Consider the following 14,586-nt stretch of genomic DNA (forward strand, 5'->3'; position numbering starts at 1 on the left):
ACTCTGGCCGCAGGCCGTGGGAGCTCGGCTTGCCAGCGATGGGGCGCGCAGCGGCCCTGAAACCCTGCAACCAGGGGTGTCTGTCGGAACCGAATTAGCAGGTTTTACTGCCGCTTCGCAGCAGATCGCAGACAAGCCAGCTCCCACGCCTTCGGCAGAAGCGGATCGCGCCTGCTCTAACAGGGCGGTTAACGCTCCGCCTGCGCCTCATTATTCATCCGCATGGTCTTGGCCCGCTTCTCCAGCACGGCGTACACCACCAGCGCCAGCAACAGCGGCACCAGGAAGTAGATCACCCGATAGCCGATCAGGGCGGCCAGCAGTTGGCCCTTGGGGAACTGATGTTGCATCAGCGTGATGAACACGGTTTCCAGCACGCCCAGCCCGGCGGGGATGTGGGCGATGACGCCGGCAATGCTGCTGATCAGCAGGATCCCGAGCACGGCCGGGTAGAAGGCTTTTTCCGGCAGCAGCACATAGATCAACAGCGCCATCAAACCCCAGTTCAATGCACCGAGCAGGGCCTGTCGCAGCGCCTGATTCAGGGACGGCAGGATGATTTCCTGCTTGCGAATCTTCCACGACCGGCGCTTGGAAAAGCGGCACGCGAGGAAGTAGCCCAGGCACACCGCCAACAGCGCGAAACCGATCAATTGCAGGCTGGTGTCGCCGATCTTCCAGCCTTCGGGCATGTCAATGAAGCGCCCGGAAAACACCACGCCCGCCAGCAGCATGTAGCCCAGCCAGTTGGTGATCAGGCTCAGGCTCAGAATCCGCGTGATGGTCGGCACGTCCAGGCCCAGCCGCGAATACAACCGATAACGCAGGGCAATCCCGCCGACCCACGAACTCAGGTTGAGGTTGAACGCGTAGCAGACGAAGGTGACCGGGATGATCTGCTTGACCGATAATTTGTGCTCGGTGTAACGCCGGGCGAGGATATCGAAGCCGCAGTACGTGAGGTAACTCCCGGCCGCAATCACAAAGCCCAGCGCCAGGGTGCTGGCCTTGTAGGACTGCAGGGCGTGTTTGACCTCGTTCCAGTCCAGGTTCTTCACCAGCAGGAACAACATCACGGGCACCGCAATGAAGAAGAACAGGGTGAAGACGATCTTCGCCCATTTGAGCAATGTGGCGTGCTTGCCGGCCGGCTTTTCCTGGGGCTCGGAACCCGAGGTTTCAGACATCGCGCTCATACCGACTTCTCCTGATCTGGCAGCTTGTTCTCGTGTTGCACGTGTTTGATTTCGGCCGCGTCGGGAATCACGTCCGGCGTACGGACCGGTTTGAGCCGCAGCCCATGGACCGGAAATAGCCCGGCGATGGCCGGAAAGTGGCGCAGGAAGTGGAAGCTCAGGAAGATCATCGGCGCCCGCCACCATTGCCCTTTCGCCAGGCCCTTGAGATTGACCTGCTTGCTGTGCAGGGCGGCCAGTTCCTTGAGGTGCTCGTGCAGCTGGTGGTTCAGCGGCTGGTCCCGAATGAACAGATTGGCCTCCAGGTTCAGCGCCAGGCTCAACGGGTCCAGGTTGCTGGAACCCACGGTGGACCATTCCTGATCGATCAGCGCCACCTTGCCGTGCAGCGCGCGCTGGGTGTATTCGTGGATCACCACGCCTTCGCGCAGCAGCCAGGTGTAGGTCAGGCGCGAACACATGCGCACGAAGGGCATGTCCGGCTGACCCTGAAGAATCAACGTCACCTTGACCCCGCGTCGTGCGGCGCTGCGCAGTTCCCGCAGGAAGCGGTAGCTGGGGAAGAAATACGCGTTGGCGATGGTGATGCGCTGGGTGGCGGTGCGCATCGCCTTGAGGTACTGCTCTTCGATGTCGGTGGTGTGTTCGCGGTTGTCCCGTTCGGCCAGCAGCATTCTTGCGCTACCGGCCTTGCGGTTGACGACCTTGAGCGGCGACCAGGTCTTTCTCACCACGGGGCCGAGCATGGCAGTCGTTGAGCGGTAGATCTCGGCGACAATCGGCCCGCGGACCTTGACCGCGTAGTCCTGCTTGGCGGTGATACCGGTGTCGCACATGTGATCGACGCTGTAGTTAATGCCGCCGATGAATGCCAGCTCGGCGTCGATCGCCACCACCTTGCGGTGCAGGCGGCGAAACAGATTGGTGCGCATGCCCATGAACTTGGGGCGCGGGTCGAACAGCTGGATCTGCACCCCGGCCTGGGTCATCTCCGTCACGAACGCGGAACTCAGGTCGCTGGTGCCGTAATCGTCGACGGTCATGACCACACGCACGCCACGGTTGGCGGCGTCGATCACCACCCGCTGCAAGGCCTTGCCGACCCGGTCTTCAAAGATGATGAAGGTTTCGATCAGCACTTCTTTCTGCGCAGCGCCGATGGCGTCGAAGACCTGGGTGAAAAAGTCTTCGCCGTTGATGAGCAACTCCACCGAGTTACCCTCGTGCCACGTCCCGACTGGCGTGTTTCTACCGCTCATAACGTCACCTCCACCGCCAACGGCGCATGATCGGAAAGATGGGACCAGGGTCGATTGGACAGGACCCTGGGGGCGCGAACACGCGCATTGCGCACGTAAATCCGGTCCAGACGCAGGACAGGGAAACGCGCCGGAAAACTTTTCGCCGGGGCGCCGAAGGTACTGACGAACACCTCCTGCAAACCTGTACCCGCCAATGCGGCATCGGCCTTCTGCCGCCAGTCGTTGAAATCCCCGGCGACGATCACCGGCGCCTCATGAGGCAACCGCGCCAGCAGGTCGGCCATCAATTTGAGCTGCTGTTGCCGGTGGGCTTCCTTGAGGCCCAGGTGCACACAGATCGCGTGCACTTCGCCAACATCGGGCACTGCCAGCACACAGTGCAACAACCCACGCTCTTCGGTGCCATGGATCGAGATGTCGAGGTTCTCATGGCGGGTGATGGGGTACTTGGACAACAGCGCATTGCCGTGGTGGCCATGGGGGTACACCGCATTACGGCCGTAGGCAAAGTCCTTCCACATGGTGTCGGCCAGGAACTCGTACTGCGAGGTGGTCGGCCAGTCCTTGACCTTCTGCGCATGGTTCTGCTGCTCGCCGTGGACCTCCTGCAAAAACACCACGTCCGCCGACACGGTGCGCACGGCATCGCGCAGTTCCGGCAGGATGAAGCGCCGGTTGAAGAACCCGAAACCCATGTGCATGTTCATCGTCAGCACGTTGAGCGTCACGGGGGTGGTGGTTGATTCGCGAGGGCGTGCAGTCATGGGCGGGGTCACTAGCGTGGTCAAAAGGTGGCTCCTTGCAGGTCGCCCGGCGCCACTTGCAGGTCCTTGGCGAGATCGAATCGCTCCAGCAACGTGCGGGCGTCAAAGGGGGCGCGGACCTTGATGTCATTGTCGAAATAGCAGAATACGTCGCGGGATTTGCGCGCACGGGGAGCCTTTGTCACCACCCGATGGGCATCGCCCGGTTGCTTGCCGTGGGACCAGGCCTCGACGCGGTCGCCCCAATGCTTCAGCGCCGCCGGTGTGTAGCCGCTGGCGTAGAGTTTTTTGTCGCCGTGCAAGCGCAGGTAAAGGAAGTCGGCGGTGACGTCTTCCAGGTACGGCCACTTGCCGGCCGTATCGGCCACCACCAGCGCCACGTTGAATTTGCGCAACAGCGCGATGAATTCCGGGGAGCGGAAACTCTCGTGACGAATTTCCACCGCATGGCGCACACGGCCCTTGGCGGGAATGTCGAGATACCCCGGCTTTTGCATGCGCTCGGCGGACTGTTTCGCGCAGGCCTTGGCCTCTTTATTGGTGTGGGGCAACAGGGTCAGGAAGTGTTCGAACAGCTCGGCGTCGAACTTGAAGCTCGGCGGAAACTGCCAGAGGATCGGGCCCATTTTTTCCTTGAGCTGGAAGATCCCGGACGCAAAGAAGTTGGCGATGGGCTCTTCCACTTCCTTCAGGCGTTTGACGTGGGTAATGAACCGCGGCGCCTTGAGGCTGAACATGAAGTGCTCGGGGGCATCGGCGTACCAGCGCGCGTACAGATCCGGGGATTGCAAGGAATAGAACGAGCCATTGATTTCAATGCTGTTGACCGCGCGCGAGGCGAACTTCAACTCGTTCTTCTGCGTCAGGCCTTCGGGGTAAAAAGTCCCGCGCCAAGGCACGTAGCGCCAACCGGAAATGCCGATGCGTATATCACTCATGGAAGAAATCTCATACGTCCTGTTGCATCAATATCGCAAGTGCCATGAGCCCGGCGCCTCTATAAAGAGACGCCGGTCACTCAATAAGGATTGGCTCGTTAGTGCTTGATGGCTCCACGGCGGGCCTGCTCAAGCACGAATGTCAGGACATAAGAAGCCTGGCGATCACGCAGGTTCCATGGGTGTGGTGCGGTGTTGTTGCGTCAGTGCCGGCCGCCCCTTAAATCGGACGGTCAAGGACGCTGTCATCCTTCAGATCCGGATCGGTGGGCAGGGTTTGCGGGTCGGCCGGGTCGAGTCCGCCTGGGGGGACTTCATCGGGGCCGATGCCGGGGCCGCCGTCATCATCGAAACCCGGGGTGACCATGTCGTCATCGGCATAATCGGGGCCGGTGTTCTGAGACAGTGGGTTTTGCGAAATAAGTTGCTCGGTCAGATTGTTTTTCATGACTCACCTCGTATGAGCGCAAGAGGAGCGCGCTACAGGTTTGAATCCGCCGCGCAGGGGGCGTTCAGCGTATTTTCAGGCCACTGATCGGTTCCGGCACTGGCCACCCAGCGCCGGGCCTTTTCCCGACTGCCGCAGGTGTTCATCTGGCACCAGCGACGCCGGCCGTTTTTGGACACATCGATGAACAGCCGGTCGCAGTCGGGGGCACCGCACACTTTCAGCCGGGCCAGATCGGGGCCGGACAGCAGCGCGGCGGCCTGCACCGCTACCCGCCCGATGAGGCTGGCGGTCATGGATTCCAGCGATTCACACGTCCGCCAGCGCCAGACCACCCCTGAACCTGTCGGGACCAGCAGCCGTTCGGCGGCGGTCTGCGCCACATGCGCGTTCAGCACCGCCAGCGCCGACGGATCCAGCCGATCCCCCAGCGCCAGCGGCATCAGCAACCGATACAGCGCCTCGCGAAACCCGATGATTTGCTGGAACACAACCAAAGGCTTCCCGCTGACGTTGTGGGTCAGGTCGAAAAACTGCTCGTGCTCGCTCGACGTGATCAGCCCTGCGTGCAGGTACCAATGAATGACGTCCTCCAGGCTCGACAACTGATCCACCATCGCCGGCAACGTCGTGCCGGGACGACGGCCGTCGCACGTGTTCAGAAAATCCAGCACCGCCAGGCCACCCACCAGACGGATGGCGTTGATCTTGATTTGACTGAGCGTCATGGTTCTTTCTGCCTACTGATTCCTGGGTTAAATGCGAGCTGTAAGCTTCAAGCTTCAAGCTAGATCAAGAGCCTGCACGCGCCCGCTTTTACTTGCAGCTTGCCGCTTGCCGCTTACCGCTTACCGCTTACGGCTTACCACTCACGCCCTATGCGCCACATGAAGGATGCAGTCAACGCGCATTGCGTCATAGATCCATTTGAAATCGCCAAAGGATTGCACGCTGACAAAGCTGCTCTGCAGGATCTCTCGGCGCACCTGTTGAGGGCGCAGCGGCGCGACCCGCAGGCGATACGTCGCCTCATCACTGAAGGTGTAGACGAATTCGCAGAGCCGCTCGTTCACCTCACCCAGGGTCATCCGCACGGTGTCGCCGCCCTCGAAAAAGGGCCCGAACGACGTGAAATCACCCGTCAGAATCGCCTGGAAATTACGCTGATCCACCACCAGCAAACCGCCCGGCCGCAACAAGGACCTGAATCGTCGCAGCACAGCCAGACGCGCGTGGTCGTCGAACATGTGACACAACGAATTGCCCAGACACAACACCGCGTCGAAGGTGCCCAGTTGGGCAGGGTCAAGGTCCAGCCAGTCGCAGCGGGCCAGCGGGATCTTCAGGCCATGGCGGGCGAAATTGATCTTCGCCCGGTCGACCATGGCCTGGCTGCCGTCGCAGGCGCTGACCCGAAAACCGGCCTTCTTCAGCTGCACGGCGTGGAACCCGCTGCCGGTGGCCACGTCCAGCACTGAACTGGCCCCCACGCCCAGCAACAGGTCCGTGAAGAACCCGCCCTCCCCGGCAATGCGTTTGTCCCAGTCGATCAGTTCATCCCAGCGGCTTGCAAAGGCTTCGCCATACTGCCGGGCATAATCGGAATTTGCGTCAGGAGGCTGTCCTGGTCTGACGTGCAGATAACGGTGTGGCATGAGCGTGAACTCCCTGTTGCCCGCCCGTTTTGGCGAAAACGCTGTATTTGCGGGCCAGCTCCGCAGCCCATCCAGACACGTCGGAAACCTTCATCTGTGGCATGAAAAACCCCAGCAGCGATTCCATCACGGCCATCTGCTCCATGCCGAATGACACGCAGCCGTCGGCAGCGATTTTGTCGATGCCGTCCTGACGCTGGCCCAGTTGATTGGCCGAGATGGCTTCGGCCCGTCCAATGCCGTAGGGCAATGACAGCAGCACTTTTCCCATGCCGACGCGCACCGGATAGCCGCCCGGCAGACCGTGGGGACCCGGCGCATGGGTTTCGGTCTCTACCGGTGCGCACAAGCCTTCGATCACCCTGACCGCCGAGGTCGCGGCGAGGAACTGACCGTCAACGCCGCCCAGGCGCCTGAAGTCGGTGGCCACCCGGTCGAAGATCCGGCGAGGGTGGAATTCGCCGGTCCATTCCACCCCGTCGACCCAGTAGCAGAGGTGGAAATTGGCCTCATCGGGCAAACCGGCGCGGGGCACGTAATGGCTGAAATATCGATGGGCGATCAGCTTGACCCGGACCGCTTCCGGCCCGCACCCTGCCAGGCGAGCTATCGCGCTACGGGTGGCCGGCACCAGATTGGCGACGTTGCCGGCACCCACATCCGGCGCCAGGCCGAGTTTGTCCAATACGGTATTGACCGCATCCGGGTAGGCAAGATTGACCGTCAACGAGCGCACCCCCGATTGCTTGACCGCCCTCATCAACGCGTAGGCCGGCGCCAGGTGCATGGGCAGCCACGGCCCCAATTGCGCCTGATTCAAGGCCTCGTAGCGGGCGCCGGGCAGTTGGGTGATGATCCGCCAGGACTGCAGCGACGCGCAGTTGACAATGATGTCCGGCTTGATCGTATTCAGTATCGCGGCATTCTTGCCGATGTTTTCCTCGACCAGATCCATGTGCCACGGCTGAATGGAGACATCGACGTCCTGTTGCAGCGCGCCCATGCGTACCAGATTGCACAGCCGGACGGCGGTGTCCAGGTCTCGACTGGCGACATGAAAGTGAAAGCCGTTGCGCGGCCCCAGTATCTGCAGAATTTGCAGGCAAAGCTTACCGCCGCCGACGATCAGCAGTTTTTTTCGGTGCATGATTACCTCCCTGGAGATCAGCGAACATGTTCTTGTGAGTCGTCTTGGAAAATTAACGATGGTAGGAGAGCGAATCCCTGTCAAACCGGCTTGAATGGTTTTTTAATCACCAATCCGTCTAACAATAAACTTTATATATTAATTTAGATCAACGAGTGGAGATCCAACCGTGACGACACCTTCTAGCGCTGAACGCTACAGCTACAAAGCCCGTTGGCTGCACTGGGTCATGGCTGCACTGATCGTGCTGGCTTACCTCCTGATTCTGAGCCGAAGCCAGTTTGGCCGAGGCACCGACGTGCGCACGCTGGTGGTGCAGAGTCATTTCTGGGTGGGGATTGTTGTGCTGATCCTGGCGTTCGTGCGCGTTGCCGAACGCCACCGCCACACGCCGCCCGGCATCACTCCGCCACTGGAAGGCGCCTTGCGGCTGGCGGCGACGGTTTCGCATTACGCGCTGTATGCGTTTCTGTTCGCGCAGCCTTTGATGGGTCTGTTCACCGTGCTGCTGGAACGGGGCGCGTTGCCGATTCCACTGACGACATGGGCCATCCCCTCACCCTTCGCCATCGCCAAAGACACCGCCGAAGACCTTGAGCACTACCACGTCTTATTGGGGACGATTTTCTATTACGTGATCGGGCTGCACGTGGTCGCGGCGGTCTGGCACCACTTCGTGCGCAAGGACAATACGGTCAAGCGGATGGTTTAGATTCAGATCACGCAATCCACCGTGGGAGCGGACCTGTCCGCGAAGGGGTTGTCACTGGCGACGAAGAAATGTCGAATTAACCGGCCTCTTCGCGAACAGGTTCGCTCCCACGGGTTGTGGTCTCAGCGACACCGCCGCGGCAGACATGAACCCTGATCAGCTACCGAGCTATTGAATCCATGAGAGGGAGCGGATTCAACGGCTGCGCCACCGATGGCTGAACGCCACCTGAACACAAGCACAAATCCCCGATAACGCAAAAAAACAAGTACACGCATTCAATAATGAGTATCATTATGTTGCACGGCTGAATGCGAATGCCTACCTCACGCGTTCACGCTGCACACCCTATCAGTCTTTACCCGGTGATTCATGCTCGTTCCTTTTTTGATCATGCTGCGCGAAGGGATTGAAGCCGCGCTCATCGTTGGCATCATTGCCAGCTACCTGAAACAGACCGGCCGTGGCGAATGGATGCCCGCTGTCTGGATCGGCGTGTTCCTGGCGGTGGCCCTGGCGTTGTTCGTCGGTGGCGGTCTGGAAATGGTCAGCGCTGAATTTCCGCAAAAGCAGCAGGAACTGTTCGAAGGCCTGGTCGGCTTGCTGGCCGTGGTGATCCTCAGTTCCATGGTGGTCTGGATGCGCAAGGTGTCGCGCTCGATCAAGCACGAGCTGCATCAATCCCTGGACGCGGCCCTGGCCGGCTCGAAAAACCAGACCTATGCCCTGATCGGCATGGTGTTTTTCGCCGTCGCCCGGGAAAGCCTGGAAACGGTGTTCTTCCTGCTGGCGGTGTTCCAGCAAAGTGCCGGCGCGTCCGGTCCGCTGGGCGCGCTGTTGGGTCTGATCATCGCCGTGTGCATCGGCGTGGCGATTTATAAAGGCAGCATGCGCCTGAACCTCAGCCTGTTTTTCCGCTACACCGGGCTGTTCATTCTGGTGGTCGCCGCCGGCATTCTGGCCAACTCGGTGCGCTCGCTGCATGAAGCCGGCGTATGGAACCACTTCCAGGATGTGGTCTTCGACATCAGCCCGATCCTGCCGATGGACGGCCCCACCGGCACCGTGCTGGCGGGCATGTTCGGCTATCAGGATGCGCCGACTGTCAGCGTGCTGACGGCCTATCTGGCCTACCTGATCTTCGCGCTGGTCCTGTTCTTCAAACCCCAGGCACGGGTGGTGAGTCTGCCCACCCGTCCGGCACATGAACACGGCCGGTCTTCCTCCGTTCCGAACAAGTAAGGGCAACCATGACTTCCTCACCCCAAGGCCTTCCGCCACAGAAAGCCAGACCTTCGCGCGGCCTGCAATTGGCCGTTGCAGGTTCTGTGCTGCTGATGATCGCCGCCGGCGCCCTGTTTTATTTCGCCTCGCAGTCGGCGCAGAAAAAACGCATCGCCAACGGCGGTGACGAAACCGTGGTCACGATCCACGCGAAAAACTGCGAACCCAACACCATCACCGTGCCGGCCGGCAAGAACGCGTTCCGCATCGTCAACGCGTCGGATCGGGCCGTGGAGTGGGAAATCCTCGACGGCGTGCTGGTGGTGGAAGAGCGCGAAAACATCGTGCCCGGCCTGAATCAGGTCATCAACGCCAACCTGCTGCCCGGCGATTACGAGATCACCTGCGGCCTGCTGAGCAATCCGCGCGGCACGCTGCACGTCACACCGACCGCCGAATCCGATGCCGCCGCCAAGGCGCGCCCCTCGATGGTGGCGTTCATTGGTCCGCTGTCCGAATACCGCGTGTACCTGAGCACCCAGAGCAGCGCCTTGCTGCGCGCGGTTGGCGATCTGCAGCAGGCCATCGCCAGCGGCGACCTGTCGGCGGCGCAGAACGCCTACGTCCCGGCGCGCGAAGCCTACCAGCGCATCGCCCCGGCGGCGCAGCGGTTGTCTGAACTGGACAACGCCGTCAACGCCCGCGCCGATTACTACGAAAAACGCGAGCAGGACCCAGGCTTCACCGGTTTCCACCGCATCGAGTTCGGCCTGTTCCAGCAGCATTCGGTCGAAGGCCTGACGCCGGTGGTCGAGCGTCTGCAAACCGACATCACCAGCCTCAAACAAGCGCTGCTGGCCAACAGCATTGCGCCGGACCAACTGGCAAGCATGGTAGTGCGCAACATGCGCGGCCTGGCCGATGTGCGCAGCAACGGTGAAGAAGAACGCTACAGCCACCTGGATGCCAGCGGTTTTGCGGCCAACCTGACCGGCACCAAAAAAGTGGTCGACCTGCTGCGGCCGCTGCTGACCAAGACCTCCGGCGAGGTGCTCAAGAAGATCGACGCCGCCATCACGGCGCTGGACGACCAATTGCTGCTGCTCAAGACCGACAACGGCTACACGCCGTATGACCAGGTCAGCGCCGAACAACGTAAGCAGATTGCAGACAAGGCCAAGGCTCTGGCCGACGCACTCGAAGGAATCGATCCGGCCCTGGGCCTCACCGGCCTGTAAGGCGTGCCCTGGCGGGTGCCGATGCGCCCGCCTGGCCCTTTGAAACCCGCGAGAAGACTTTAATCACATGAAAGATTCAGATTCCTCCAACGACCCGATTTCCGTTCAACGCCGCCGTGTGCTCATGGGCCTCGGCGCTGCCGGTGCGGCCCTTGCCGGCAGCAGCCTGAGCGGCAATGTGCTGGCAGCGCCCGCCCCTGCGCAGGTGACTGAAGCACCGAAAAGCGACAAGACCCAAGACCACAATTCGTACCACGGCCTGCACCAGAGCGGCATCGTCAACCCGCGCCCGGTCGCCGGCATGATGGTCTCGTTCGACGTGCTGGCCCAGGACCGCGAAGACCTGGAGCGGCTGTTTCGCACCCTCAACGAGCGCATCGCCTTCCTGATGACCGGCGGCGCGGTGCCGCAGGTCGACCCGAAACTGCCGCCGCTGGATTCTGGCATCCTCGGCCCGGTGGTGACCCCGGACAACCTGACCATCACCGTCTCGGTCGGCGACTCGCTGTTCGACGAGCGCTTCGGCCTGGCCCCGGTCAAGCCCAAGCGTCTGCAGCGCATGGTCGGTTTCCCCAATGACGCTCTGGAAGCCGAGTGCTGCCACGGCGACTTGAGCATTCAGTTTTGCTCCAACGCCCCCGACAGCAACATTCACGCCCTGCGCGACATCGTGAAAAACCTGCCGGACTTGCTGTTCGTGCGCTGGAAACAGGAAGGCACCGTGCCGGCGCAGGCGCCGCTCAAACCCGGCCAGCCTGCCGAAAGCGCGCGTAACTTCCTGGGCTTTCGCGACGGTTCGGCCAACCCCGATTCCAATGACCAGAAGGCCATGGACACCCTGGTGTGGGTCCAGCCGGGCAGCGATGAGCCGGCGTGGGCCGCCAATGGCAGCTACCAGGCGGTGCGGATAATCCGCAACTTCGTCGAGCGCTGGGACCGGACTCCGCTGCAGGAGCAGCAGGACATTTTCGGCCGCATGAAAGCCACCGGCGCGCCCATGGATGGCAAGGTCGAGACCGACGTTCCGGACTACCACAAGGACCCGGAAGGCAAGGTCACCAAGCTCGATGCGCACATCCGCCTGGCCAACCCGCGCACCGCCGAAAGCCAGCGCAACCTGATCCTGCGTCGGCCGTTCAACTACTCCAACGGCGTGAACAAGAACGGTCAGCTGGACATGGGACTGCTGTTCATCTGCTACCAGTCGGACCTGGAAAAAGGCTTCATCACCGTGCAGACCCGCCTCAACGGCGAGCCCCTTGAGGAATACCTCAAGCCGGTGGGCGGCGGTTACTTCTTTACCTTGCCGGGCGTGGTCAATGACCAGGACTTTATCGGTCGATCGTTGCTCGATGCTTCTGCCCAAACAACAAAGACTGTCTGACCACTCTTATCTAAAGGAAGCGTTAAATGAAAAAGTCGTCTATTGCGTTGATGCTCAGTGTTGGTGTGTTGCAGACCTCGATGTCAGCGTTTGCCGCCACCGCCCCGCTGGACCTGGTGACCCCGGTTTCCGACTACAAAATCTACGTCACTGAAAACGTCGACAAACTGGCTGCCGACACGCAGAAGTTCACCGACGCGGTCAAGAAAGGCGACGTGGCGACGGCCAAGAAGCTGTTCCCGACCACCCGCATGTCCTACGAGGCCATCGAGCCGATCGCCGAGCTGTTCAGCGACCTCGATGCCTCCATCGACTCCCGGGAAGACGACCACGAAAACGGCGTGAAAGCCGACGATTTTACCGGCTTCCACCGTCTGGAATACGCGCTGTTCTCCCAGAACACCACCAAGGATCAGGCCGTCTTCGCTGACAAGCTGATGTCTGATGTGAAAGACCTGCAAGCCCGTATCGCCGACATGACCTTCCCGCCGGAGAAAGTCGTGGGCGGTGCTGCCGCGCTGATGGAAGAAGTGGCCGCGACCAAGCTGTCCGGTGAAGAAGACCGTTACAGCCACACCGACCTGTATGACTTCCAGGGCAACGTTGACGGCTCCAAGAAGATCGTCGACCTGTTCAAGCCGCAGCTGGAGAAGACGGACAAGGCGTTCGTGGCCAAGGTCGACAAGAACTTCGCCGCCGTGGACAAGATCCTGGCCAAGTACAAAACCAAGGATGGCGGCTACGAGACCTACGACAAAGTGAAGGAAAACGACCGCAAAGCACTGGTCGGCCCGGTCAACACCCTGGCTGAAGACCTGTCGCAAATGCGCGGCAAGCTCGGCCTGAACTAAGCCCGGCTGCACAAAAAGCCCGCCTGCCGAGTGATCGGCAGGCGGGCTTTTTTGTGGGTGCAACGCAGTGCTGCTTCTGCCGGAGGCGTGGGAGTCCAGCTTGCTGACGATCGGCCGGGAACCGGTCGTACATTCACCTCACGCGGTGTATCAGCAATACCCAGTGACCCGGTTCTGCTGCCGGTGCCCGGCAGATCGCCTGCAAGCAAGGCTCCCACGGCCTGCGGCCAGAATCAAAAGCAGTTCGCGCTCGAACTCAACTGCCACTGAACCAGTTATACCCCTGATCTTCCCAATACCCGCCCGGGTAGTCGTTGCTGACGAAGATCTCGACGATGTGCTTGGGGTTCTTGAAGCCCAGTTTGGTCGGCACCCGGACCCGCAAGGGATAGCCATATTCAGGCGGCAGCGCGACTTCGCCGTAATCCAGCGCCAGCAGGGTTTGCGGGTGCAGCGCGGTGGGCATGTCGAGGCTGGAATAGTAGCGGTCCGCGCACTTGAAGCCGACGAATTTGGCCGTGGTGTCAGCGCCGATGTGTTCCAGGAAGGTGCGTAGCGGCACCCCGCCCCACTGACCGATGGCGCTCCAGCCCTCGACGCAGATCAGCCGCGTGATGTCGGTGCGCTGGGGCAGTTTGCGCAAGCCGTCCAGGGTCCACGGCGCCTTGTCCCGCACCAGGCCGGACACCTCCAGCGCGTAATCGGACAGGTCCACTTCCGGTATATCGTCCTGGGCGTAGAACGCGTTGAACGGAAACGGATTAGTCATCTGCGCCTTGGTGTAGGTCGGCGCCAGTTTCTGGCCGCTGAACAGCCAGGCCTGAACCCGGTCGTTGAAGCGCGACATGGCCCACAGCACCTTGTCCACCTGATCGCCGTCCTGCAAATTGCAGCCGGTCAGCATGGCCATGGCGCCCACCGTCAGGCCGCCACGCAGGAAGTTGCGGCGCTGGATGCTCTCCAGCTGAATCTCTTGCGCGGGTTCCAGCTTGATGCGCTGGATGGCGCGTTTTTTTGGCTCAATCATGATTGACCTTCCGCAGCTCTTCACCGGTGGTGGGCAGTGGCCGCACGCCGCCTGTGATCATCGGCAACAGGGTTTTGGGCACCAGCAGCACCAGCGCCAGGTGCACCACGACGAACGCGCCAATCGCGGCCATCGCAGCAAAATGGACGTAGCGCGCGACGTCATAACCGCCCAGCAGCGCCGTCAGTTCCTGCAATTGAATGGGCTTCCAGATCGCCAGTCCCGAGACCACGATCAGCACGCCCGCCGCCAGCACCAGCCAGTACATCAGCCGCTGCACGGCGTTGTAGACGCCCTTCTGGTGAACCAGTTTGAACCGCAGCGCCTCGCTCAAATCCCGCTTCACCGCCTGGGAAGTGATGGGCAACAGGTCGCGTTTGAAATGGCCGCTGAACAGGCCGTAGAGCACGTACAGCAGGCCGTTGAAAAACAGCAGCCACATGAACGCGAAGTGCCAGGCCAGCGCACCGCCCAGCCAGCCGCCGACGGTCAGCACCGGGGCGAAACGAAAGGCAAACAGGGGCGATGCGTTATAAATCGCCCAACCGCTCATGAACATGCAGGTCATGCCAATGGCGTTGAGCCAATGGGTGAGGCGGACGGGCCAGGGATGGATGCGTTTTGTTTTCATTTTTTTACTCAAATCCCACGGGACAGAGGGCAGCTGTAGGAGCGCGCTGGCCCGCGAAGGCAGTGTGTCATTCAACGCTGTGTTGTCAGACCTGCCGCCATCGCGGGCA

15 protein-coding genes are annotated in these 14,586 nt (G+C 61.2%); 5 read left to right on the top strand and 10 right to left on the bottom strand.

Annotated elements, in window-relative coordinates; translation table 11 throughout:
* Nucleotides 1-188 precede the first annotated feature (188 nt).
* From ABQX22_RS19540 to ABQX22_RS19575, 8 genes are all read right to left on the bottom strand, one after another.
* A complete protein-coding gene (locus ABQX22_RS19540; protein WP_349801497.1) occupies nucleotides 189-1,196 on the bottom strand; it encodes a lysylphosphatidylglycerol synthase domain-containing protein in 1,008 nt (335 codons plus the stop codon).
* Entirely contained in the window at nucleotides 1,193-2,455 is a 1,263-nt protein-coding gene (gene clsB / locus ABQX22_RS19545; RefSeq protein ID WP_349801498.1) for a cardiolipin synthase ClsB, read from the bottom strand. The genes ABQX22_RS19540 and clsB overlap by 4 nt, the downstream gene beginning before the upstream one ends.
* Complete coding sequence (locus ABQX22_RS19550) at nucleotides 2,452-3,222, bottom strand: endonuclease/exonuclease/phosphatase family protein (RefSeq protein ID WP_349801499.1); 771 nt, start codon at nucleotides 3,220-3,222, stop codon at nucleotides 2,452-2,454. The genes clsB and ABQX22_RS19550 overlap by 4 nt, the downstream gene beginning before the upstream one ends.
* Before the next feature lie 20 nt (nucleotides 3,223-3,242).
* Nucleotides 3,243-4,160: a DUF72 domain-containing protein gene (locus ABQX22_RS19555; RefSeq protein WP_349801500.1), complete on the bottom strand. Its 918-nt coding sequence runs from the start codon at nucleotides 4,158-4,160 to the stop codon at nucleotides 3,243-3,245.
* Between the two features lie 220 nt (nucleotides 4,161-4,380).
* Nucleotides 4,381-4,608, bottom strand: a complete 228-nt coding sequence (locus ABQX22_RS19560; RefSeq protein WP_349801501.1) for a hypothetical protein — start codon at nucleotides 4,606-4,608, stop codon at nucleotides 4,381-4,383.
* A gap of 32 nt (nucleotides 4,609-4,640) precedes the next feature.
* A complete protein-coding gene (locus ABQX22_RS19565; protein WP_349801502.1) occupies nucleotides 4,641-5,336 on the bottom strand; it encodes a CGNR zinc finger domain-containing protein in 696 nt (231 codons plus the stop codon).
* Nucleotides 5,337-5,477: 141 nt separating this feature from the next.
* Nucleotides 5,478-6,263, bottom strand: coding sequence for a class I SAM-dependent methyltransferase (locus tag ABQX22_RS19570; RefSeq protein WP_349801503.1), 786 nt, complete (start codon nucleotides 6,261-6,263; stop codon nucleotides 5,478-5,480).
* Nucleotides 6,220-7,410, bottom strand: a complete 1,191-nt coding sequence (locus ABQX22_RS19575; protein ID WP_349801504.1) for a hypothetical protein — start codon at nucleotides 7,408-7,410, stop codon at nucleotides 6,220-6,222. The genes ABQX22_RS19570 and ABQX22_RS19575 overlap by 44 nt, the downstream gene beginning before the upstream one ends.
* 169 nt (nucleotides 7,411-7,579) lie before the next feature.
* Between ABQX22_RS19575 and ABQX22_RS19580 the strand changes: the two genes are divergently transcribed.
* The 5 genes from ABQX22_RS19580 to efeO (ABQX22_RS19600) all read left to right on the top strand — a co-directional run bounded on the left by ABQX22_RS19580 (nucleotide 7,580) and on the right by efeO (ABQX22_RS19600) (nucleotide 12,819).
* On the top strand, nucleotides 7,580-8,122 hold the full coding sequence (locus ABQX22_RS19580; RefSeq protein ID WP_349801505.1) for a cytochrome b: 543 nt from the start codon (nucleotides 7,580-7,582) through the stop codon (nucleotides 8,120-8,122).
* Between the two features lie 372 nt (nucleotides 8,123-8,494).
* Nucleotides 8,495-9,364 carry an iron uptake transporter permease EfeU gene (gene efeU, locus ABQX22_RS19585; RefSeq protein ID WP_349801506.1) on the top strand — a complete coding sequence of 290 codons (870 nt, stop codon included), beginning with the start codon at nucleotides 8,495-8,497 and terminating at the stop codon, nucleotides 9,362-9,364.
* 8 nt (nucleotides 9,365-9,372) lie between these two features.
* On the top strand, nucleotides 9,373-10,584 hold the full coding sequence (gene efeO / locus ABQX22_RS19590; RefSeq protein ID WP_349801507.1) for an iron uptake system protein EfeO: 1,212 nt from the start codon (nucleotides 9,373-9,375) through the stop codon (nucleotides 10,582-10,584).
* Between the two features lie 67 nt (nucleotides 10,585-10,651).
* Nucleotides 10,652-11,968, top strand: coding sequence for an iron uptake transporter deferrochelatase/peroxidase subunit (gene efeB, locus ABQX22_RS19595; protein WP_349801508.1), 1,317 nt, complete (start codon nucleotides 10,652-10,654; stop codon nucleotides 11,966-11,968).
* A 26-nt stretch (nucleotides 11,969-11,994) separates the two neighbouring features.
* Entirely contained in the window at nucleotides 11,995-12,819 is an 825-nt protein-coding gene (gene efeO, locus ABQX22_RS19600) for an iron uptake system protein EfeO (RefSeq protein ID WP_349801509.1), read from the top strand.
* Nucleotides 12,820-13,075: 256 nt separating this feature from the next.
* Here the strand turns inward: efeO (ABQX22_RS19600) and ABQX22_RS19605 are convergent, their stop codons facing one another.
* Nucleotides 13,076-13,846 (bottom strand): molybdopterin-dependent oxidoreductase, encoded by a 771-nt coding sequence (locus ABQX22_RS19605; protein ID WP_349801510.1) that lies wholly within the window; start codon nucleotides 13,844-13,846, stop codon nucleotides 13,076-13,078.
* On the bottom strand, nucleotides 13,839-14,477 hold the full coding sequence (locus tag ABQX22_RS19610; RefSeq protein ID WP_349801511.1) for a cytochrome b/b6 domain-containing protein: 639 nt from the start codon (nucleotides 14,475-14,477) through the stop codon (nucleotides 13,839-13,841). Before ABQX22_RS19610 ends, ABQX22_RS19605 begins: the two co-directional genes overlap by 8 nt.
* Between the last annotated feature and the right edge of the window lie 109 nt (nucleotides 14,478-14,586).

The organism is Xanthomonas sp. WHRI 1810A, assembly GCF_040202885.1.
In the GTDB taxonomy this organism is placed as follows: Bacteria; Pseudomonadota; Gammaproteobacteria; order Pseudomonadales; family Pseudomonadaceae; genus Aquipseudomonas.